A 21,036-nucleotide genomic window follows, 5' to 3' on the forward strand; every position below is an offset into this window, starting at 1 on the left:
CATCAGGCGACGGCCTTCGCGCCGATCCCGTACAGAAGCAAGTGCCCGGCGAGTGGATGACGCGAAAAGGGATTGACTAACCAAGGCCCGTTACAGAAGCCCGGATGCAGCGAAGCGTAATCCGGGATAGACTGCGACGGAACGACGGACCGGCCCCGGATTTCGCTTGCGCTTCATCCGGGCTACGGGTCTGGATAGACCTTTCTTCCCTTCTCCCCTTGTGGGAGAAGGTGTCGCGGACAAAGTCCGCGACGGATGAGGGGTCTCTATCCGCGGAGACAGACCCCTCACCCGTCCGCGATGCCTTGCATCGCGTCCACCCTCTCCCACAAGGGGAGAGGGGAAGAAATGCGGGGTGCACTCCATGCAGTTCTTCTCGTTCTGGCGCTCGCTGGCGAGCTTTCGGGTGCGGATTGCGCTCAGCCTCAAGGGCGTGGCCGCCGACGTCGTCTTCGTCGATCTCGATGCGGACGCGCATCGCACCGATGCCTATCGCAAGATCAATCCGCAGATGGCGCTGCCGGCGCTGGTGACCGACGACGGCACGGTGCTGTTCCAGTCGCTCGCGATCATCAACTGGCTCGACGAGACCTACCCGAGCCCGCCGCTGCTGCCGGCAGATGCGCTCGGCCGCGCCCGGGTGCGCGGGCTGGCGCTGATCGTCGCCTGCGAGGGCCATCCGCTGCTGACGCCGCGGGTGCGGCGCTATCTCGACCGCGAGCTCGATCTGCGCGACAGCCAGCAGAACGCGTGGCGGCGGCACTGGACGGTCGAGACGCTGGCGGCGCTCGAGGGGCACCTCGCCGGCCACAAGGCGACCGGCCGGTTCTGTCACGGCGATGCGCCCACCCTTGCCGACATCTGCCTGGTCGGCCATGTCACGGCGGCGATCAACCAGCAGATCAGCCTGTCGCCCTGGCCGACCGTGAAGCGCATCCACGAGACCGCCATGGCGCTGCCGGCGTTCGCCAAGGCGCATCCGTCCGCGCAACCGGATACACCGGAAGCGATGCGGGCGAAGTAGTTTGCGGACGCGCTGCAAAGGACAGGCAGAGGCGCAAACGTGTGCGCGGTTCTCTCGATCGTCGTCCCGGCGAAGGCCGGGACCCATACTCCGCGGCGGATGTTGTGGATGGGACTCGTCGTTGCAGCACTGCTCAACAATGACCATCGGTGGTTCTGGGTCCCTGCTTTCGCAGTGACGACACCGAATGTGTGGCGTCGTCTGTGACACACTTCCGCGTTCTCGCGACATGATTTGTCCGAGCTTTGTCTTTTGCTCCGCCCTCTCTTGAACGGAGGGCGCAGGGAAAGCCGGGTGCCGATCGCACCCATGGGCCCCGAGCAATGAGTAGAAAGAGGAAGCCTGCAGGGCGTGCTCACCTCACGCTCGCCATGTTCCGACCGATGCGATCCCTGACCGTCTGCGCGATCGCCGCCGGCGCTTCGTCGGGGATCGCGAAGCACGAGCTCGCGTTGATCTCGCAGAGCACGTAGGTGTCGGCGCCATCAGCATCGCGTGGACCGTAGAGGAAATCGGCATCCCAGATCACCGGCAGCGACGTCTCATCGATCGTCAGCGCGGCCATCATTTGCGGGATCCATTCGTCCTCCATCAACCTTCGCAGTGCCTGGAATTGCGGCGCATCGGGGCCGTGCATGATGCGCGGTCCGGGTTGGGCTTCCGGAGAATCCGGGCCTTGCGGGGGCGGCGGGATCAGGGCCTTGATCAATTGGTGCCCGAAGCCTGCGACCTTCGCTGCGCTGACATAGCAACGGATCATGCCCTCGGGCAGGCGCGGCTGGAAAGCCTGATCGATGATGCAGCCGCCCCAGCCGAAATAATGCTCGCAGCGCGCCATGAAGTCTGCCAGCGGCATCTCCTCCGGCTGGCTGCCGCGCAGCGCATGCAGCACGCGAATCGTCGCGTCGGTCTTTGGCACGGTTTCCACCTTCCAGACGCCCTGCCCGCCATTACCGCGGTTCTGTTTGAGCACGCGCGGACCACCCGCGCGCAAGCGCGAGGGAAATTCGGCGCGGAACGCATCGACCGTCGCGTATCGATGGGTGTCGGCGCCCCAGCCGAGGTGTCGCGTCCGGTACAGCACGTCCTTGACGCCCATCTTGAGGATGACGTCGGGATGCGCGCTGACCCATGGTCCCGCCGCCGCGACCTCGCGCAGCAGCGGATCGAGGGCGGCGCGCGTCTTGCCCTGATGGATCGGATCGACCCAGACCAGAACGCCGTCCATCGTCAGCAATTGGTCGCGAACGGCATCGGCGAATGTCTCGTCATAGACGACGGGAACGGCCGCGATGCCCGAAGCGGCGAGCGCTTCGAAGACGCGGACGAAACGGCTGTTTTGTGGGGTCGCCTCCCGGCGGGACGCGGCGTCGCCACGCGACAGGATGGCGATTTTGCAACGACGATTTTCGGAACGAAGACGTGTGTGTGGTTGGGTGTCCATGTGAAAGCTCCACGACGGTGAGTGTCGCGCAGAGCTTGGACCGAGGTCTCACGGGGAGTCTGCCTTGTCCCCTTGGGGCAAATCTAGACCACCGCGCGCAGGTTTCAAGATGGAAGTGGGGCGAAGCGGATCAGGCCACGATCCCGGATCACGCCGTGATCCCGGATCAGGCCGTGATCCCGTGCAACCCGAGCCAGCCCGTGTAGAGGCCGACGAGCACGATCAGCGCGGCCGACACGTAGGGGGCGCGATGGGCAAAGCGGCTGAAACCGGCCCAATGACGTTCGACATGACGCAGGCTGAGCGCGGCCGCAACACCGGCAGAGACCATGGTGAGCGCAAGCCCGATGCCGAAGCAAAGCACCAGCACGAAGCCGAGGCTGAACTGCTTGAGCTGGAGACAGAGCAGCAGCACGGTGATCGCCGCCGGACACGGAATCAGCCCGCCGGTCAGGCCGAACAGGATAATCTGCCATGTCGTGACGGTGCGTCCGGCAAAGCGCTTGCGGATGTCGGCGGCGTGCGCGCGCGCATGCGCGTCGTCCTCGTCGCCGAGATTCATGTGCGCATGGTCATGCTCCTCGAACAGGACTTCCACCATGTCCGCGCGCACCGAGACGCGCGCCTTGAAGGCATGCGGCTCCGGAATTTCGTCGATGCTTTCCAGATAGCCGTCCCTGTCGGCGAAGCGAAAGCGTTGCTCGCTGCCGTCGGGGCGGATCGTCACGACGTCAACGTCGCCGGCCGCCGGCAGCGCTCCGGCCTCGCTTCGCAACCGCCAGCGCGGCGGCACGCCGTCCTCGAAGACCTCGAGCGACAGCGATTGTCCGGCCAGGACCAGCTGGCGCGTTTCGTCGTGATGATGGTGATGATCGTGTTCGGCAGCCTGCTCGCGCCAGGTGCGCCAGGCCATCCAGGCCGCGATCGCGATGATGATCACCGCCGAGGCCAGTTGCAGCCAGGCTTCGCTGCGTTCTCCGGACCATTGCTGGCCGAAGTGAAGCCCGGCGAGCGCGACCAGCCAGACGATGGCGGTGTGCGAGATCGTCGCCGCCACGCCGAGCAGCGCCGCCTGCACCACCGTGCCGCGGATCGCGATGATGAAGGCCGCCATCATCGTCTTGGAGTGGCCGGGCTCGAGCCCGTGCAACGCGCCGAGCAGGATCGCACTGGGCACGAACAGCCATGCATGGGCACTGCTCTGCTGGAGCAGCTGAGACAGGTCGGTCATGGCGCTCACTTCAAATAGGTACGAACGACGTCGATCAGGTCCGCGGCGCCCTGCGCCTTCTCGGGATCCTTTTCCCGGGCAGGATCCACGACGTGGTGGCGGATGTGATCCTCGAGCAATTCCGCGGTTAGCCCGTTGATGGCGCCGCGGACCGAGGCCACCAGCATCAGCACGTCGGCACAACCAATCTCGGACTCCAGTGCGCGCTCGACGGCCTCCAGCTGGCCCTTGATGCGGCGAACCCGGCCGACGAGCTTGGACTTGTGCTTGATGGTATGCGACATGAAAGTAATATAGGGGGGTATCCTATATCGGTCAACCATGCTGGCGGCCAACCGGGGCGCGCATCGAGACATGGCGGCGGGATGTCAGCGGCGGGCGTCAGCCCATGCTGCCAGGCATGAAGCAGCGCGCCTTCGGATGACCATCTATGTAATAGGGCCACACGATGGGTCGGCCGGACAGGTTCGGCCCTGGCACGACGGCTTCGTTGGGTACGTCAACCCACTCGCCATCGATGCGCACCCGATAATGGCCGTTCCTGGTTTCCCAGTCGACGTCGTCGATGTGCTGCGCATCCGTGCCATCGCAGCAGGGACCCTTGCTGCTATGCAAGCCCTCATACCAACCGTTCAATTCGGGGTGCTGGTGATCGTGGGCGAGAGCGCCGCCGGTTGTTGTGATGAGCAGCATAACGAGGGCAACAGGCGTCGCATGCCAACAATGACTGTCCATCAATCGGCATTGCTCCAATGAATGCAGGCGGGAGCGCGACACGTTCGCGGTGTCGGCATCTACCTGAGTTGGTCCCTGCCACCGCGCAACTCGGCAGCGAATTGTATGTTCCTATTCGCAACTCGCCGGAGATGGAGAGGTGAGCCATCGGCGCGAGCCCACGGATGTTCGTTCCATGCTGCGCGATGAAGTTTTCGTGACTGTCGATCGGCGATTGCTGCGGGATTTGGCAAAGTCAGGTTGACAGCCCGGAGATCAGGGTTTTTGATGTGGCTACGGGGATGTGCGATCTCCCCGCGAGGCGACATGCCCAAGAATCGCGTCCTGTCACCAAGGGCGCACCATGTCGTCATACACATCGATCTCATCAGAAAAATTGTCCCGTCTCATCGGTACGGCGAAGGCGCCGACGCTCGTCGACGTTCGTCTCGATGAAGATTTCGCTGCCGATCCGCGCCTGATTCCGGGCGCGGTCCGCTATTCCCATCTCGACGTCCAGGACTGGGCTTCCCGTTTCACCGGGCAGTCCGTGGTCGTGGTCTGCCAGAAGGGACAGAAGCTTTCCGAAGGCACCGCCGCCTGGCTGCGCTGCAGCAACATCGCGGCCGAGATTCTCGAGGGCGGCCACCTCGGCTGGCGGGAAGCGGAGCTACCGACCGTTCCCGCCGACAAGATTCCGAAACGCGACGGGCGGGGCCGCACCGTCTGGGTGACGCGATCGCGGCCGAAGATCGACCGCATCGCCTGTCCATGGCTGATCCGCCGCTTCGTCGATCCCGCGGCCGTGTTCCTGTTCGTCACATCGGCGGAGGTCGAGGCGGTCGCCGAACGGTTCGACGCCACGCCGTTCGACATCGAGAACGTGTTCTGGAGCCATCGCGGCGAGCTCTGCACCTTCGACGTGATGGTCAAGGAATTCGGCCTCGCGACGCCGGCGCTGGAGCGGCTCGCGACGATGGTGCGGGCGGCCGATACCGCGCGGCTCGAGCTTTCGCCGGAGGCGCCCGGGCTGCTCGCCGCCTCGCTCGGCCTGTCGCGCATGTTCGACGACGACCTCGAGCAGTTGAGCGCCGGGCTGCTGCTCTACGACGCCTTCCACCGATGGTGCCGCGACGCGACCAAGGAGACGCACAACTGGCCGACCAGCAAGGTGAAGCCATGACCGACGTCGCAACGACAGCGAAAGCGCGCGGGCATGAACCCGCGCACGGCATCTCCTTCAACGAGGCGCTGCTGGTCTGGATACGCGTCGCCATCCTGAGCTTTGGCGGACCGGCCGGCCAGATCGCGGTGATGCATCGCATCCTGGTCGAGGAGAAGAACTGGATATCCGAGGGGCGTTTCCTGCACGCCCTCAATTACTGCATGCTGCTGCCGGGGCCGGAGGCGCAGCAGCTGGCGACCTATATCGGCTGGCTGCTGCATCGGACGCTCGGCGGCATCGTGGCCGGCGGGCTGTTCATCCTGCCCGGCATCTTCGCCATCATGGGCCTCAGCTATATCTACGCGGCGTATGGCAATGTCGGGTTTGTCGAAGCGCTGTTCTTCGGCCTGAAGGCCGCGGTGCTCGCCATCGTCATCCAGGCCGTGGTGCGGGTCGGCAAGCGCGCGCTGCGCAACCGGGTGATGATCGCGCTCGCGGCGATCGCCTTTGTCGCGATCTTCTTCTTCGCCGTGCCGTTTCCGCTGATCATCGGCGCCGCCGCGGTCACAGGGCTGGTCGGCGCACGTCTCGGCCGGAGCGAATTTGCGGCGATCGAGCATGGCGGCAAGAATTCCGCCGTGATCGACAGCATGCTCGGTGAAGCGGTGCCGGACCATGTCCGTCCCAACGCATCGCGCACTTTGCGGGTCGGCGCCATCTGGCTCGCGCTCTGGCTGGTGCCGGTGTTCGCCCTGCTGATTGCGCTCGGGCCCGGCGACGTGTTCACCCAGATCGCGATCTTCTTCAGCAAGATGGCGATGGTGACGTTCGGCGGCGCCTACGCCGTGCTCGCCTATGTCGCGCAACAGGCCGCCGACTATTATCATTGGGTCAGCCCGCGCGAGATGCTGGACGGACTCGGCATGGCCGAGACCACGCCCGGACCGCTGATCATGGTGGTGCAGTTCGTGGGCTTCATGGCCGCGTTCCGCGAAGCAAGCGGGCTGTCGCCGATGTTGGCCGCCACCCTCGGCGGGTTGCTCGCGACCTGGGCGACGTTCACGCCGTGCTTCCTGTGGATCTTCGTCGGGGCGCCCTACATCGAGGCGCTGCGCGGCAACAAGGCGCTGGCGGGCGCGCTTTCGGCGATCACCGCCGCCGTGGTCGGCGTGATCCTCAATCTGTCGATCTGGTTCGCGCTGCACACGCTGTTCCGGCAAACATTCCCGGTGCACGGGCTAGGCCTGTCGTTCGACGCGCCGGTGCCTGCCAGCCTCGACTGGCCAGCGATGGCGCTGTCGATCGCCGCCGCGATCGCGATCTTCCGCTTCAATGCGGGGATGCTCAGCGTCCTCGCCGCCTCCTGCATCACGGGCGTACTGCTGCGCCTTGTCGGCATCATCTGAGCGGAACGGCGCGCAGCTTGAGAACCTGGGGCAGCACAACACAACCAGGAGAACAACCATGCAGACACGACGACTCTCCCATTCGATTCTCGCCCTGACGATCGCGGGCGCGGTCATGCCGGCCCATGCCCTGACGCAGGACGAACTCGTCGCAAAACTTCGCGCCGCCGGCTACGCCGAGATCAGCGAGGTCAAGTCGACGGCCGAAGGCACGACGGCGAAGGCGATGAAGAACGGCAAGCCGGTGCGGCTCGTGATCGACAGCAGCGGCCAGGTCAAGGAGCGGGACTGAGTGCCCGCGCGCGCGAAAGCCGTCAACTAATCGATGGAGTGATAATCATGATGAGAGCAATTGTGGCCCTGTGCATGGCGGTGCTGGGGCCGGGCGCAACCCTGGCAGCGCCGGCCGCCCTCGATGAGCGGCAGGACGCGGCCGTTACAATGCAAGCGGCGATGGTCCACCCGCAAGCGAGCGAGACGCTGCGCGGCGTCGTCGATCGCGTCGATGAACGCAACGACACGCTGCTGATCCGGTTATCTCCGGACCGGACCGAACCGTTCAAGGTCCAGGACGGCCTGATCTTCAATGCCGTCCGCTTCGGCGATCCCGTCGAAATCGCGGTGCAGAACATCGCCGGGTTCCGCACCATTGTCGGGCTCTCGAAGCAATAGAGCCACGATCCGAAGCATCGAAAGAGGTTCAAGGGAGCAATCCAATGCGACATACGATTTCGGCGCTGATCGGCGTCGGTGCCTGCCTCTTCGCCACCGGCGGGAGCGCGCAAAAGATCGACTGGCAAGTGTTCACCGAGCCGTTCGTCTCGTCGGCACATGCGCAGGCGATCGATTGGCAGAAGGTCGACGACATGCTGGGCAGAAAGCCCGCGGTCACCGGTGACGTGCATCGCTACGGCTTTCCGCGGAGCGATCTGACGGTGACGCTCGACGGCATCACCATCAAGCCGGCGCTGGCGCTCGGCGGCTGGGTCGCCTTCAAACCCATGCACGACGACGTCATGGCGATGGGCGACCTGGTGCTGCTCGAATCCGAAATCAACCCCGTCATGCTGAAGATGATCGGCAACGGCCTGCAGATCACGGCCGTGCACAACCATTTGCTCGGCGCGAGCCCGGCCACCTTCTACATGCACGTCGCCGGTCACGGCGACCCGGTCAAGATCGCCGCCGCGATCCGGGATGGCCTCGCCGAAAGCAAGACGCCGCTCAAGGCCGCGGCGCCGGCCGCGCCGCCGCCGGCCATCGATCTCGATACTGCACAGCTCGATCAGATCATCGGCGTCAAGGGCCAGGCCAATGGCGGCGTCTATCAGTTCAACGTGCCCCGTCGCGATCCGATCACCGAACAGGGCATGGCGTTAAGCCCGGTTGGCCCGATGGGCGTCGCCATCGGCATCAACTTCCAACCGACCGGCGGCGGCAAGGCGGCGATCACCGGCGATTTCGTGCTGACAAATGACGAGGTCAACCCCGTCATCATGGCGTTGCGGACGCACGGCATCGACGTCACCGCGCTGCACAGCCACATGCTGGACGAACAGCCGCGCCTGTTCTTCATGCATTTCTGGGCCAATGACGACGCCGTCAAGCTCGCCAAGGGCCTGCGTGCCGCGCTCGATAAGACGGCCACGACAAAAAGTTGACCCTGGTCTCGGAGGGATCAACGATGCGAAGCCTCACGGTCATGTCCATGTGGCGCACGCTGCTCAGGAGTGCCCACGTGATGCTGCGCATTGCCGCCGCGGCGCTTGCGATCGCGCTGACATCGGCTCGGCCGGCGCCGGCGGACGATGGCAAGATCGTTGTCTTTGTCTGCCTGCACGGCGTGGTGAACAGCCAGATGGCGGCGGCCTATTTCAACAAGGCTGCCCAGGAGCGCGGATCGCGGATAAGGGCGGTCTCACGCGGCATCGACCTTTATCGGTCGGTGCCGGTCAAGGTGCAGGACGGCCTTGCACTCGATGGTCTGGAGGCGGCCAATACGCCGCAACAGCTGACCATCGACGACATGGCCGCGGCAGACCAGGTGGTGGCGTTCGATCAGATCCCCGCCGAGCGGCACGGACGGGCCGACGTGACCTACTGGTCCGGCATTCCCCTGGGTATCGATGATTATGAGTCGGCCCGGGATCAGATCGTCCGGCGCATCGACGCCCTCATTCCGACGCTGGCAGCGGCAACTGAACCGGCAGGAGACAAAACTCCCCTTCAGCTCGAAACGAAGATCCCGCTCGGCGATGTCCGCGGTCGGATCGATCACCTGGCGGTCGACCTGAAGCGGCAGCGACTGTTCGTGGCCGAGCTCGGCAATGACAGCGTCGGCGTCGTCGATCTGGCTGCGCGCAGTTTGCTTCGAACCATCACCGGATTGAGCGAACCCCAAGGCGTCGGCTATGAGCCGTCGACCGACACCCTCTACGTCGCCAACGCCCGCGACGGGTCGGTGCAGCTGTACGAAGCCAACGAGTACAGGGCGACCGGGCGAATCGAACTCGGCAGCGACGCCGACAATATCCGGGTCGACGCGGCGGCCAAGCGCGTCATCGTCGGCTATGGCGATGGTGGCCTGGCAGTCGTCGACCCATCCACCCGGACAAAGGTTCGGAGCCTACTCCTTAAGGCACATCCGGAAAGCTTCCAGCTTCAGCCCGATAGTGGGCGCATCTTTGTCAATCTGCCTGACGCGCGAGCCGTCGCGGTGGTGGACGTTGCTTCCGGGAAACAACTCACCAGCTGGCCGTTGGACAAGGGCGGTAATTTCGCGATGGCCATCGATCACGAACGAAGTCGCGTTCTCCTGGCGTATCGCAGCCCAGCCGAGCTTGCAGCCTTTTCGACCGACGGCAAGGCGATTGCGGCCACCGGCACTTGCGGCGATGCCGACGACCTCTTTGTAGATGCAAAGCGCGGACGCATCTATGTGAGCTGCGGCGGTGGATATGTCGACGTTTTTGAGATTGATGGAGCGGCCTATCGACTGATCGCGCGCTTGCCGACAGCGACGGGCGCGCGAACGTCGCTCTTTGTGCCGGAGATGGATCGTTTGTTTGTTGCGGTCCGCGCGGGACCCGCGGGACCGGCGGCAATCTGGGTGTTCAAGCCAATGCCTTGAGATCGACTTTGTGGGGAGACGGCGCATGTGCAAACGTAGCCGGGGCTTTCGCAGCTGCTCGATGGGCCTTGCGCCGAGCTTCATGGTCGCCTTGGGACTGAATGCGTGGTCTGCCCCCGCCTCGGCCTATCGCCCCTTCGATGGCACCGATGCCGCCGTTGCCAAGAAGGGGGAGATGGAGGTCGAGCTGCAGCCGGCGGGACGTTTGCGCGACGAGAGCGGAACAAGCCTGATCGCGCCGGCCTGGGTTCTCAACTACGGTCTGAGCGAGGATTGGGAAGCCGTCTTCGAAGGCCAGGGACAAACGTCGCTTTCTCCGCCCGGCCCAACCAGCCTGACCGCAGCCGGGGCGTTCCTCAAACACGTGGTCGTACCCGGTAGCCTGCAGGACAAGACCGGTCCGAGCATTGCGACCGAATTTGGCGTTCTTCTTCCTGACAGTACCGGCAATTCGGGCGTTGGCGTAAGCTTGGCCGGCATTGTCTCGCAGCGCTGGGATTGGGGCACCATTCACTTGAATGCCGAGACCGCCATCACCCGCGACCATCATGGCGACGTGTTCGTGGGTGCCATCGTCGAGGGGCCGATGACGTGGACGGTGCGCCCCGTCGCCGAGATATTCTACGAGAACGAGTTCGGCAAAGAGGAGACGTTCTCGGGGCTGGTCGGGCTGATCTATCGTGTGCGCGACGACCTCAGCTTCGACATCGCGGTTCGGCATGCGCTCACAGGTGGCCATCCGGTGAACGAGACACGTGCGGGTTTGACCTTCGGCTTTCCGCTTTCCTTCTTCGAAGGTCACGCCATGCGCCAGGCGCAGCCAATTCCGCCTCGATAGCTACTGGCGGTCCCGGCTCTCTGGATGGGCGCGCCAATCGCGGCCGACCGTTTGATGTTCGTCGGGGGTGGATGCCTGGCCGGTGTGGTCCTTCTCGCCGCCTTGAGCCTTCCAGTCGCGCCCGATCTTGACGTCCTCGGCGCGACTGCGATCCTGCTCGCGGGTTTGCTCCGACTGCTGAGGCGGCTGGGCCTGTTGGACAGGCGTGGACTGCGCTCTTGCATCGCTTCCGGCGAATGCGAAGGTCATTGCCACTACGGAGATGAACGCAACCGATGTAGAATTTTTCATGGTGTTGTCCCTTCCTCTTGCTCTGCACTAACGCTCCGTCATCGCCTTTGTTCGGAAACAACCGGGCTTTTGGCTGCACGTGGCGGTCGGAACCGGATGCTCTGCACGCGAACCGTGACGGTCAATATTTCGGCCGGTGCGAAGTGGCCCATTTGCGCGCGTGTTCGATCGGAACGCGCTCAACGGCCGCGCGAACTTTCTGCGTTGCGGGCAGATTGTCCATGCGTTCCCGCCAGCGGCAGAATGCCGGGAATTTCGGATACATCGACTGCCCTTCGGCGGTGAGGCTGAAGGCGAACGTGCTCGGCAGCAGATAGAAATCCGCAATCGAGAGCTCGCCCCCAAGCAAAAAATCCTTGCCGTGCGCAAGCTGGCGCTCGGCCACCGCAAGCCCGGTCTCGACCTTGGGTAGCGCGTGTGCCACGACCTTCTCGTCGGGGGCAATGCCGAGCTCCGGGAAAACCAGACGCTCATGCGTCACGTGATAGATCATGTAGGGGTAGTAATAGTTGTTAACAGCGCTGATCCACTGGTTCATGTGCGCCCGCGCCTTGATGTCTTTCGGCGTCAGCGACACGCCGCCAAAGGCTTCGTCGACATAAGCGACAATCGCACTCGTCTCGTAGACGGTGAGATCGCCGTGTTTCAGAATTGGGACACGGTTAAACGGGTGCAGCGCCAGGTGATCGGGCTTGCCCATGACCGGTTCAAGGTCGTGGAATTGGTAAGCTACGTCCTTGTGCGTCAGGATCAAGCGGACGATGTTGACAAAACTGCTGCGTGGGAAACCGTAGACGATCGGATCGGACATCCGTTTTCTCCTTTCTGATTTGGTCTCAGCGCCAGAACGGCTTGGAGGCCTCGCGCAGCGCCTGCTCGCGCGTCAGGCCGAGATCGCAAAGCAGATGCGGGTCGTCGGCGATCGCGCGAAGCGCGATGCGCTGAAACGGCCGGTCAAGCAAGCTCCACCATACGGGGCGCGGAGCGCCAGGCGACCTTCCTGAGCTGAATTGATGAAGTGGTGTGGCCGGGTCGGCGGCGGGCACCGGCGGGATCGACCGAGATGTATCGGTTAAAAGGACGGACACGACAGGCTCCAAATCGCTTGAAATGCTTCACTGGAGCTGTTCAATAATAGTGCGGGGCGGTTTCCCGCAAAGCATCGTTTCTCGTGCCTGCCCTAATTTTTCTCATGAAGTTGTGCGATGCGCCCACGCCTGCCGCCGCTCAATGCCCTGAAGGCCTTCGAGGCGGCCGCGCGCCATGAGAGTTTTACGCGCGCGGCCGAAGAGCTTTGCGTCACGCAGGGCGCGGTCAGCCATCAAGTGAAAGCGCTGGAAGCGGAGCTCGCGATAAAGCTGTTCAACCGCGAGCGCCAGCGCCTGATCATCACCGAGGCCGGGCGCGACTATCTCGCTGTCGTGCGCGACGCGCTCGACCGCATCGCCATCGGCACCGAGCGGCTATTGCAGCGGCAGAATACCGGTGTGCTGACCGTATCAACGTCACCGGACTTTGCCGCGAAATGGCTCGTGCACCGGCTCGGCCACTTTGTTGAGGCGCATAGCGGCATCGACCTGCGCGTCTCCGCCACGCTGCACCACGTCGACTTCGCGCGCGAGGAAGTGGATCTCGCGGTGCGCCATGGCGACGGCAACTGGCCGGGGCTTGACGCGGTGCGGCTGAGCCCGGAGCGGCTATTTGCCGTGTGCAGCCCAAAGCTATTGTCCAGCAAGCGACGCCTGAGCAACCCCGCTGACATCCTGAAATTTCCGCTGATCCATATGGACAGTCGCGCCGACTGGAAGAACTGGCTTGAGGAAGCGGGACTTGACGATGCTGCCGCCACGCATGGCCCGGTCCTCAATCGCGCCAGCATGGTGATTGATGCCGCCATCAATGGGCAAGGCATTGCGCTCGCGCGCACCACGCTGGCGGCGTGGGACCTCATCAACGGCCATCTGGCGCGGCCGTTTCCGCAGTCGCTGCCATTGTCGAAGACCTACTGGATCCTCTGTCCGAAGGCGACCGCAAACCTGCCGAAAATCGTGACGTTTCGCGATTGGTTGCTCTCGGAGGCCGCAAGCGACCTGCGCCGACTTAGAAAGCTCGGCGGAACCTCTCATCGACTGAAGTGAGTGCCGGCAGGCTTCCAAATACAGGGAACGGCCCTGCGGCCCTCAGGATTGTCGTGGGACGGACCACCCACCATGCATGGAGCCCGATCATTGCTGCAGCTGTACAGGTCGGCGACCCCCGATTGGCGGAGCATCGGCGCCGAAGTGCCGCCCGAGGTCATCTGGATCGATCTGCTCGATCCTACGGAAGACGAAAAGCAGTTCGTCGAGCGCGCGCTCGACATCCGCGTCCCGTCCGAGCGATCGTTGAGCGAGATCGAGGCGTCGAGCCGCCTGATCACCGATCATGACCGGCTCTATCTGAGCTCGCCGGCGGTGCGGCTCGACGACAACAATGAAGCCGAGATCACCAATATCGGCTTCGTGATCGGCCCAAAGGTGCTGGTCACGGTGCGGTTCGCGCAGCTGACCACGTTCGACGACGTCATGAAGCGGATCGGCACCGACAAGAGCCTGCAAAACGGCATGTGCGTGTTCACCGCGCTGCTCGAGGCCATGATCGATCGCGGCGCCGACGTGCTGGAGCAGCTCGGCGCCAAGACCGACAGGCTGTCGCGGGGCGTCTTCAAGGGCGGCCTGGTGCGGAGCAAGCGTCCGGTGCGCTCCAGCCGCAGGTTGCGCGAGGCGCTGGAGAACATCGGCGAGCTCGCCGATCGCCTGGCGAAGGCGCGCGACGTGCTGCTCGGCGTCGGCCGGGTCGCGAGCTTCGCCGACGACGTCGGCAATGAATGGATCACGTCGGCATCGAAGCGCCGGCTCGAGGCCGTCACCAAGGACGTCGCCTCGCTCGGCGACTACGAGACCCGGCTGTCGGACAAGATCCAGCTGCTGCTGGACGCCGTGCTCGGCTTCATCAACATCCAGCAGAACGACCTGTTCAAGATCCTGACCATCGTGTCGGTGGTCGGCGTTCCCCCGACCATCCTGGTCGGGGTCTGGGGTATGAATTTCAAGGAGATGCCGGAGCTGAGCTGGACCTTCGGCTATCCCTTGGCCTGGGCCGCGATCATCGCCAGCGGCATCCTGCCGGTGCTCTGGTTCAAGCGGCACGGCTGGTTCGATTAAAACAAGCGAAGTTGAAACGCCGCCGCGTTATCCGCGTTGAGAACCTGCCTGCGCGTCTATTAATCTGAAGCTGCCCCACCCGCCCCTGTGGCGCGGTCATCCCCCACCGAAGAGTTCAGCCTATGCGCCCCCACATCATCTGCCACATGGGCACGTCGATCGACGGCCGGCTTCATCCCAGCCGCTTCACCAAGGCCGCCGCCGGCATCCCGGCCGACGTGCTGCGCGGCCACTACGAACGGATCCATGACGGCTTCGATGCCGATGGATGGATCATCGGCCGCGTCACCATGAACGAGATGGCCAAGGGAGCCGAGCGGCATATCGCCAACCCACTGAGGCTGCCGCGCGAGGCGCATCTCGGCAACCGTAGCGGCCGCAAGCTTGCTGTCGGCATCGATCCGTCGGGCCGCGTGCATTTCGGCAAGGACAATGTCGGCGGCGATCACGCCGTCGCGGTGCTCGGCGAACAGGTATCCGATGCGCATCTCGCCGAACTGCGCGAGGACGGTGCGTCCTACATCTTTGCAGGCACCAAGGGCGACGATCTGCCGGGCGCGATGGCGCAGCTGGCGTCGCTGTTCGGCGCCAGGACGCTGCTGCTCGAAGGCGGCGGCGGGATCAACGGCGCCTTCCTCAAGCATGGGCTGATCGACGAATTCAGCACATTGATCTTTCCGGCGGTCGACGGCGTCGCCGGCTCGCAAAACATCGTCGACTATCACGGCCCCGACGGCGACCGCCCCGGCGCCGGACAATCGCTCCGGCTCACTCATTGCGAGACACTGGAAGGCGGCATGGTCTGGCTGCGTCACGCGGTGGAGCGCGCGCCGGATTAAGCGCGCCTATGGCTTGGGATTCTCCACCCAGCCGGTCCGGCATGCAGCAACGAAAAACGCGACGCCGCGCGCGACATGGGCGTCGATCTCGGGATCGAGCGCCTTCAGGTCGACCTCAAACAGCGCCCGGAGCAGCATCGGCACCGCGATGATGTCGAGGAACATCCGCGCCGTGGTCGGCAGGTGTTCGGGCGCGAAGGCCGGCAGCTTGCCGAGCTGGTCGGATTGCGTCAGGTCGCGCAGCAGGTGAATGCCGAGCTCGGTGCTGAGCGCGCGCGCCCTGCGGTTGACGTTGGCGGCGAGATCCGGGAAGCGGTGCGCTTCCGCGATGGCGAGCCGCATCAGGCCGATCCGGTCGGCATCGAAGCCCCAATGCAACAGGGTCGAGGCAACGCTGGTGAGGCGCTCCTCGATGGTCGCGCCGACCGGCGGATCGGCCTTGAACTCGGCGATGCGTGCCAGGATGTCCCGCGTCACCACTTCCGTGAACAGCGCCCGCTTGTCGCGGAAGCGCGCATAAATCGTCCGCTTGCCGGAGCGCGCGACTTCCGCGATCTCGTCGATGCTCGCGCCCTCGAACCCGCGCTGCAGGAAGACCTGGCGCGCGGCATCGAGAATCCGCGCATCAACCTCGCCGGCGAGTTCCTTCGGCGGCCGGCCGGCGCGCACCTCGACCGGCCTGGTTTTCGGTACGCGCGGCTTCTTCAGGGTGCTGGTGGTCATCGCATCGACCCGGGTTCGATGGGCCGGTCAGGCCGGCAATATCAGGCAATATAGCCTTATCACATCTGGTTGTAAATAGAACGATACAGTTCCGTTTCTATTGACGACGCACTGCGGCGGGACTATTTGCCGCATAGAACGGAACGGTTTCGTTCCTTTTGGCGAAGGCCTTGCAGACCTCGCCTGACAGCAGGAGCCGCCATCATGTTTGAAGACACTGTTTTGGAGCGCGACCAACCGGGGCATGAGGGTATCGAGGGGGCGTCCTCGGCTCCGGCCTCCCATGAGCCTGACCGGCCCTCGGTCACCGCACGAGCTCCGGCGCAGGAGCATCCCGCGGGCAAGCAGCCCGCCCCGCCGGCAACAATCCCGCTGGGGGTCATCGGCAAGGCAGCACGGCCCAGCTTTCTCCGCCGCCGTCCGGTCGTCTCCGCGATCGGCGCCGTGCTGCTCGCCGCAGCCATTGGCGGCGGCTATCTCTACATGGACTACAGCGCGCATTTCGAATCCACCGACGACGCCTTCATCGCCGCGCGTCAGTCGGCGCTGGCGCCGAAGGTCTCCGGCTACATCACAGCCGTCCCGGTCACCGACAACCAGCATGTCGCGGCCGGCGACGTGATCGCCCGGCTCGACGACCGCGACTATCGCGTCGCGCTGGCGCAGGCCGAGGCGCAGGTCGCTGCCGTGCGCGCCAGCATCGAGAATGTCGATGCGCAGCTCGACGTGCAGCAGGCGCAGATTGCTGCCAACCAGGCGCAGGTCGACCAGGCGCAGGCGGCGCTGGTGTTCGCCCAGCAGCAGGCGACGCGCTACCAGCATCTGGAGCAATCCGGCTACGGCACCGTGCAGAATTCCGAGCAGTTCACCTCGCAGCTGCATCAGCAGCAGGCTGCGCTGTTGAGCGCGCAGGCGACGCTCAACCTCGCGCAGCGCCAGGTCGAGTCGCTGAAGGCGCAGCGCAAGAGCGCGGTCGCCAACCTCGCCCAGGCCGAGGCGCAACGCGACCAGGCCAAGCTCAATCTGTCCTATACGACGGTCACCGCCGCCCAGACGGGCCGCGTCGTCAGCCTGTCGGCCGCGGTCGGCCAGTTCGCGCAGGCCGGCACCAACCTCACGATGTTCGTGCCCGACCAGACCTGGGTCACCGCGAACTTCAAGGAGATCCAGCTCGACAAGATGCGGCCGGGCGAGAAGGTGACGATGAAGATCGACGCCTATCCCGGACGCACCATCCAGGGCCATGTCGAGAGCGTGCAGCCGGGCTCCGGCACCGCATTCTCGCTGCTGCCGGCGCAGAACGCCACCGGCAACTACGTCAAGATCGTGCAGCGCGTGCCGGTGAAGATCGTGATGGACAACCCGCCGGCCGACGTCGCGCTCGGCCCGGGCATGTCCGTGGTGCCGACGGTGCGGATCAATCCCGCGCCGTCCCTGTTCGAGCGCCTTGAGAAGTCGAGCCTCGGGAGGCTGTGATGAGTGTCGCCGCCATCGATGCCAAAGGCATTCCGGCTCCGAGCGTCACCGTCAATCCCTGGCTGATCGCCATCGTGGTCGCGCTCGCGAGCTTCATGGAGGTGCTCGACACCACCATCGCCAACGTCGCGCTGCCCTATATCGCCGGCGGCATGGGCGTGAGCGAGGACGAGGCCTCCTGGGTGGTCACCACCTATCTGGTGTCCAACGCCATCATCCTGACCGCCTCCGGCTTTCTCGCCCGCACGCTCGGGCGCAAGACCTTCTTCCTGATCTGCCTCGGCATCTTCACGGTCAGCTCGATCCTGTGCGGTTTTGCACCCAATCTGAACGCGCTGCTGCTGTTCCGTATCCTGCAGGGTCTCGGCGGCGGCGGCATGGTGCCGGTTGCGCAATCGATTCTCGCCGACGCCTTCCCGCCGGCCAAGCGCGGGCAGGCGTTCGCGGTGTTCGGCATTGCCGTCGTGGTGGCGCCGGTGGTCGGGCCGACGCTCGGCGGCTGGCTGTCCGACAACCTCTCCTGGCACTGGTGCTTCCTGATCAACGCGCCGGTCGGCGTGTTCGCGATCGCGCTGATCGCGACCGTGCTGCAGGAGCCCGCGACCGCGAAAGCCAAGGGAGCGCAGCCCCAGGACAACAGGTTCGACTTCATCGGCTTCGGGCTGGTCGCGACCTTCCTCGGCGCGCTCGAGGTGGTGCTCGACCGCGGCCTCGAGGACGACTGGTTCGCCTCGCCCTTCATCATCGCCTTTGCAGCGATCTGCGCCGCGGCGTTCGTGCTGATGATCCCGTGGGAGATGACCCGGCGCAATCCGATGATCGACCTGCGCATGGTCGCAACCCGGCAGTTCGGCGCCTGCTTCCTGGTGATGCTGGCAACCGGCGCCATCCTGCTCGCCACCACGCAATTCTTGCCGCAACTGGTGCAGCAGGATTTCGGCTACACCGCGACCTGGGCCGGCCTCGTGCTCTCGCCCGGCGGCGTCGTCACCATGATGATGATGTTCGCGGTCGGCCGGCTCGCCGCCAGGGTGCAGCCGAAATACCTGATCGTTGCCGGCGCGCTGGTGATCGCCACCTCGATGTACAGCATGACCAACGTCTACGGCGATCTCGGCTTCTGGTTCATGGCGCGCTCGCGCATGCTGATCGGCGTCGGCCTGCCGCTGATCTTCGTGCCGATCATGGCGGCGTCCTATGACGGCATTCCCGCTGGGAAGACCGACCAGGCCTCCGCGCTGATCAACGCGGCGCGCAACACCGGCGGCTCGATCGGCGTCTCGATCGTGTCCAACGTGCTGACGCATCGCCAGCAATTCCACCAGAGCCGGCTGGTCGAGCAGGTGACGCCGTCGAGCCCGCAATACCAGGACACGCTGCACCAGGTCACCGACTTCTTCGTCGCCCAGGGCAGTTCGCTGGCGCAGGCGCACAGTCAGGCGATCCAGTGGATCGGACAGCAGGTGCAGACCCAGGCCTCGTTCCTGTCCTACATGGATGCGTTCTGGGTCCTGATGCTTATCTCGCTGTCGGCGATCCCGCTGGCGCTGACCTTGCGCAAGGTCAAGCTCGGCGGCTCCGCCCCCATGGGTCATTGATCCCGGCGCGGGCATGGATGCGTTACGGCAGAATGCAAGCGTGGCGCGGCCGCGCTATCGACCGGACAGGTTCGCGCGCCACGCGCGGGCCTTCGCGGTCGTCTCCTCGACGAAACGCGTTTTGCCGTTGCGATAGGCCGCGATGTCCTCTCTCGAGGAGGCAGCAAGGGCCTGCTTGATCTCGGCGTAGGCACGGGACACCTCGGGGTGCGCGCGAAGATAGTCGCGAAACACCAGCAGCGTTTCCCAGCGCGGATTGGATGGCTCCATCACATGCAGATGATGGGTCCACGGCCCCGGAGGACCCTTGCGGAAGAACAACTCGCCAGGCAGCCACGCCGCGTATTCCGGTATGTAGGTGCAACCGAGCGCCTCGATCGGCTCGATGCAGCGCTCCCGTGCCTCCGCGAGGCTGGGGACACCGACCATCAGGTCGATGATCGGCTTCGACGCCAAGCCCGGAACCGCGGTGCTGCCGACATGCTCGATGGCCAGGGCCTGCGAGCCGAGCGCGTGCGCGATCCTCGCGCGCTCCGTCTCGAACATGGCTGGCCAGTTGGGGTCATAGTCCAGGACAACGATTGGCCCGGCGCCGTATTTCTCCATGGCACACCCTGATTGCTTGCCGCGAAGTCCCCTTCGCGAGTCAATCAAACCATGATGGGGCTAGGTTCGACCAGAGGCACGCTGCCGGTGGCCGCGCCACCACAGGCCGAAGGCGATCGTGACCGCAGCGGCCAGCGAGAACCACGTGATGGCGTACTGCATGTGGTCGTCCTTGAGCCGCACCTTGAGCGGTCCGGGCTTCGGCGTGCCGCTGTCGGGCACCGGCGCCTCGAGGTCGATATAGATCGGTGCGACCTGGCCCCAGCCGAGCGCCTGCGCCATCGCGCGATGGTCGCGCACGAACCACAGCCGCTTCGAGATATCTTCCTTCGGCGTCAGCCGGCCCGGTGGCTCGGGAAAGCGGATATAGCCCGTGAGCTCAACCGGCGCGCCGGTGACGAGGCGGCCGACGACGCGGTCCTCGAAGGCACGATCCTGCATCGTGTTCTGGACAAAGCCGGTGTTGATCACGACGGTCTCGCCGCTGGCGAGCTTCGCCGGCAGCAACGCCCAGGTGCCGGGACCCGAAATGTCGTCGCGCACGGCGGAGCCGGAGCTGAACACCATCGCGTCAGGCTGCTTCGCATAGGTCGCGGTCAGGGTCACGCGGCGGAATTCATCCTTGGCGGAGGTCAGCGTCGGCCATGCCGACGGCGGCGGCAGCGCCTCGGTCGGCGCGGCCAGCCGCGCCTCGAGCGCTGCGATCAGCGCGTGCTTCTCGACCCGGCGCTGCAATTGCCAGAAACCGAGGGCGATAAACACCGCGATCAGGATCAACGTGAAAATGCCGAAGCCGGCCGCGCTCGGCCGGCGCGTCGTCACATCATTCATTTCGGGTCGCGCTCGATCAATTGGCCTTCGGCGGCCTTGTGGTGGAATTGCAGCGCGATCAGAAGTGCCTTCATCGATCGTAGCGGCAGGATCGTGGTAACCAGGATCAATGGCAGCCACAGCGCGGCATGCACCCAGAACGGCGGCTGGTACTTCACCTCGACGATCAGCGCCGCCGCGACCACGATGGCGCCGGCCAGCATGATCACGAAGATCGCCGGCCCGTCGCCGGAATCGATGAAGGCGAAGTCGAGGCCGCAGGCCTGGCAGCGCGGCGCCAGCGTCAGGAAGCCGGAATAGAGCTTGCCCTTGCCGCAGCGCGGGCAGCGGCAGGCGATGCCGCGCAATGCGCTCTCAGTGACGGTCGGCGGGGTATCGGTCATTTGGCTCCTTCCCCTCTCCCCTTGTGGGAGAGGGTGGCGAAATCGAGCGGAGCGAGATGTAGCCGGGTGAGGGGTCTGTCTCCGCGGATGGAGACCCCTCATCCGGCGCGGATTACATCCGCACCACCTTCTCC

Annotated in this window: 24 protein-coding genes; 13 read left to right on the forward strand and 11 right to left on the reverse strand. The window is 64.9% G+C overall.

The window, feature by feature from the left end:
- Positions 1-364: 364 nt before the first annotated feature.
- Positions 365-1,024, forward strand: coding sequence for a maleylacetoacetate isomerase (maiA, locus tag ACZBJS_RS31760; RefSeq protein ID WP_316398134.1), 660 nt, complete (start codon positions 365-367; stop codon positions 1,022-1,024).
- A 355-nt stretch (positions 1,025-1,379) separates the two neighbouring features.
- Here maiA and ACZBJS_RS31765 read toward each other — a convergent pair whose 3' ends face one another.
- From ACZBJS_RS31765 to ACZBJS_RS31780, 4 genes are all read right to left on the reverse strand, one after another.
- Positions 1,380-2,468 (reverse strand): Cj0069 family protein, encoded by a 1,089-nt coding sequence (locus ACZBJS_RS31765; RefSeq protein WP_316398135.1) that lies wholly within the window; start codon positions 2,466-2,468, stop codon positions 1,380-1,382.
- A gap of 166 nt (positions 2,469-2,634) precedes the next feature.
- On the reverse strand, positions 2,635-3,699 hold the full coding sequence (locus tag ACZBJS_RS31770) for a nickel/cobalt efflux transporter (RefSeq protein WP_229191810.1): 1,065 nt from the start codon (positions 3,697-3,699) through the stop codon (positions 2,635-2,637).
- 5 nt (positions 3,700-3,704) lie between these two features.
- Positions 3,705-3,983: a metal/formaldehyde-sensitive transcriptional repressor gene (locus ACZBJS_RS31775; RefSeq protein ID WP_016847064.1), complete on the reverse strand. Its 279-nt coding sequence runs from the start codon at positions 3,981-3,983 to the stop codon at positions 3,705-3,707.
- Between the two features lie 97 nt (positions 3,984-4,080).
- Entirely contained in the window at positions 4,081-4,392 is a 312-nt protein-coding gene (locus ACZBJS_RS31780) for a hypothetical protein (protein WP_028334652.1), read from the reverse strand.
- Positions 4,393-4,777: 385 nt separating this feature from the next.
- Here ACZBJS_RS31780 and ACZBJS_RS31785 point away from each other — a divergent pair, with 385 nt between their 5' ends.
- The 7 genes from ACZBJS_RS31785 (at position 4,778) to ACZBJS_RS31815 (ending at position 10,952) form a co-directional block, all read left to right on the forward strand.
- On the forward strand, positions 4,778-5,596 hold the full coding sequence (locus ACZBJS_RS31785) for a chromate resistance protein ChrB domain-containing protein (RefSeq protein WP_168858821.1): 819 nt from the start codon (positions 4,778-4,780) through the stop codon (positions 5,594-5,596).
- Positions 5,593-6,984: a chromate efflux transporter gene (gene chrA, locus ACZBJS_RS31790; RefSeq protein ID WP_463439726.1), complete on the forward strand. Its 1,392-nt coding sequence runs from the start codon at positions 5,593-5,595 to the stop codon at positions 6,982-6,984. The genes ACZBJS_RS31785 and chrA overlap by 4 nt, the downstream gene beginning before the upstream one ends.
- Before the next feature lie 58 nt (positions 6,985-7,042).
- A complete protein-coding gene (locus ACZBJS_RS31795; protein ID WP_316398137.1) occupies positions 7,043-7,276 on the forward strand; it encodes a hypothetical protein in 234 nt (77 codons plus the stop codon).
- Between the two features lie 74 nt (positions 7,277-7,350).
- Positions 7,351-7,656, forward strand: a complete 306-nt coding sequence (locus tag ACZBJS_RS31800; protein WP_057016094.1) for a hypothetical protein — start codon at positions 7,351-7,353, stop codon at positions 7,654-7,656.
- Between the two features lie 44 nt (positions 7,657-7,700).
- Positions 7,701-8,645, forward strand: coding sequence for a DUF1259 domain-containing protein (locus ACZBJS_RS31805; RefSeq protein ID WP_057016093.1), 945 nt, complete (start codon positions 7,701-7,703; stop codon positions 8,643-8,645).
- Between the two features lie 80 nt (positions 8,646-8,725).
- Positions 8,726-10,114: an arsenate reductase/protein-tyrosine-phosphatase family protein gene (locus ACZBJS_RS31810; protein ID WP_463439733.1), complete on the forward strand. Its 1,389-nt coding sequence runs from the start codon at positions 8,726-8,728 to the stop codon at positions 10,112-10,114.
- Positions 10,115-10,139: 25 nt separating this feature from the next.
- Positions 10,140-10,952, forward strand: coding sequence for a hypothetical protein (locus tag ACZBJS_RS31815; RefSeq protein WP_463439727.1), 813 nt, complete (start codon positions 10,140-10,142; stop codon positions 10,950-10,952).
- On the opposite strand, the gene ACZBJS_RS31820 is transcribed toward ACZBJS_RS31815, so the two are convergent.
- The 3 genes from ACZBJS_RS31820 to ACZBJS_RS31830 form a co-directional block, all read right to left on the reverse strand.
- The gene (locus ACZBJS_RS31820; protein ID WP_244558947.1) at positions 10,953-11,201 is read right to left on the reverse strand and encodes a hypothetical protein; all 249 of its coding nucleotides are present in this window, start codon (positions 11,199-11,201) and stop codon (positions 10,953-10,955) included.
- A 163-nt stretch (positions 11,202-11,364) separates the two neighbouring features.
- Positions 11,365-12,054, reverse strand: coding sequence for a glutathione S-transferase family protein (locus ACZBJS_RS31825; RefSeq protein WP_076832330.1), 690 nt, complete (start codon positions 12,052-12,054; stop codon positions 11,365-11,367).
- A 25-nt stretch (positions 12,055-12,079) separates the two neighbouring features.
- A complete protein-coding gene (locus ACZBJS_RS31830; protein ID WP_256521239.1) occupies positions 12,080-12,205 on the reverse strand; it encodes a DUF1127 domain-containing protein in 126 nt (41 codons plus the stop codon).
- A 243-nt stretch (positions 12,206-12,448) separates the two neighbouring features.
- On the opposite strand from ACZBJS_RS31830, the gene ACZBJS_RS31835 reads away from it, so the two are divergent.
- From ACZBJS_RS31835 to ACZBJS_RS31845, 3 genes are all read left to right on the forward strand, one after another.
- Positions 12,449-13,381 (forward strand): transcriptional regulator GcvA, encoded by a 933-nt coding sequence (locus ACZBJS_RS31835; protein WP_057016090.1) that lies wholly within the window; start codon positions 12,449-12,451, stop codon positions 13,379-13,381.
- Positions 13,382-13,471: 90 nt separating this feature from the next.
- On the forward strand, positions 13,472-14,446 hold the full coding sequence (locus ACZBJS_RS31840; RefSeq protein WP_316398140.1) for a magnesium transporter CorA family protein: 975 nt from the start codon (positions 13,472-13,474) through the stop codon (positions 14,444-14,446).
- 122 nt (positions 14,447-14,568) lie between these two features.
- Positions 14,569-15,285, forward strand: coding sequence for a dihydrofolate reductase family protein (locus ACZBJS_RS31845; RefSeq protein ID WP_463439728.1), 717 nt, complete (start codon positions 14,569-14,571; stop codon positions 15,283-15,285).
- 6 nt (positions 15,286-15,291) lie between these two features.
- Here ACZBJS_RS31845 and ACZBJS_RS31850 read toward each other — a convergent pair whose 3' ends face one another.
- On the reverse strand, positions 15,292-16,008 hold the full coding sequence (locus ACZBJS_RS31850; protein ID WP_076832338.1) for a TetR/AcrR family transcriptional regulator: 717 nt from the start codon (positions 16,006-16,008) through the stop codon (positions 15,292-15,294).
- A 204-nt stretch (positions 16,009-16,212) separates the two neighbouring features.
- Here ACZBJS_RS31850 and ACZBJS_RS31855 point away from each other — a divergent pair, with 204 nt between their 5' ends.
- Positions 16,213-17,484: an HlyD family secretion protein gene (locus ACZBJS_RS31855; protein WP_410469797.1), complete on the forward strand. Its 1,272-nt coding sequence runs from the start codon at positions 16,213-16,215 to the stop codon at positions 17,482-17,484.
- Positions 17,484-19,082 carry a DHA2 family efflux MFS transporter permease subunit gene (locus ACZBJS_RS31860; protein ID WP_316398142.1) on the forward strand — a complete coding sequence of 533 codons (1,599 nt, stop codon included), beginning with the start codon at positions 17,484-17,486 and terminating at the stop codon, positions 19,080-19,082. The genes ACZBJS_RS31855 and ACZBJS_RS31860 overlap by 1 nt, the downstream gene beginning before the upstream one ends.
- Before the next feature lie 54 nt (positions 19,083-19,136).
- Here ACZBJS_RS31860 and ACZBJS_RS31865 read toward each other — a convergent pair whose 3' ends face one another.
- The 3 genes from ACZBJS_RS31865 to ACZBJS_RS31875 are packed head-to-tail and all read right to left on the reverse strand — an operon-like array spanning position 19,137 to position 20,902.
- A complete protein-coding gene (locus ACZBJS_RS31865; RefSeq protein ID WP_316398143.1) occupies positions 19,137-19,688 on the reverse strand; it encodes a GrpB family protein in 552 nt (183 codons plus the stop codon).
- A gap of 60 nt (positions 19,689-19,748) precedes the next feature.
- The gene (locus ACZBJS_RS31870) at positions 19,749-20,519 is read right to left on the reverse strand and encodes an SURF1 family protein (protein WP_316398144.1); all 771 of its coding nucleotides are present in this window, start codon (positions 20,517-20,519) and stop codon (positions 19,749-19,751) included.
- Complete coding sequence (locus ACZBJS_RS31875) at positions 20,516-20,902, reverse strand: DUF983 domain-containing protein (RefSeq protein WP_026191934.1); 387 nt, start codon at positions 20,900-20,902, stop codon at positions 20,516-20,518. The genes ACZBJS_RS31870 and ACZBJS_RS31875 overlap by 4 nt, the downstream gene beginning before the upstream one ends.
- Positions 20,903-21,036 lie beyond the last annotated feature (134 nt).

It is taken from the genome of Bradyrhizobium sp. KZN70725 (assembly GCF_055264925.1).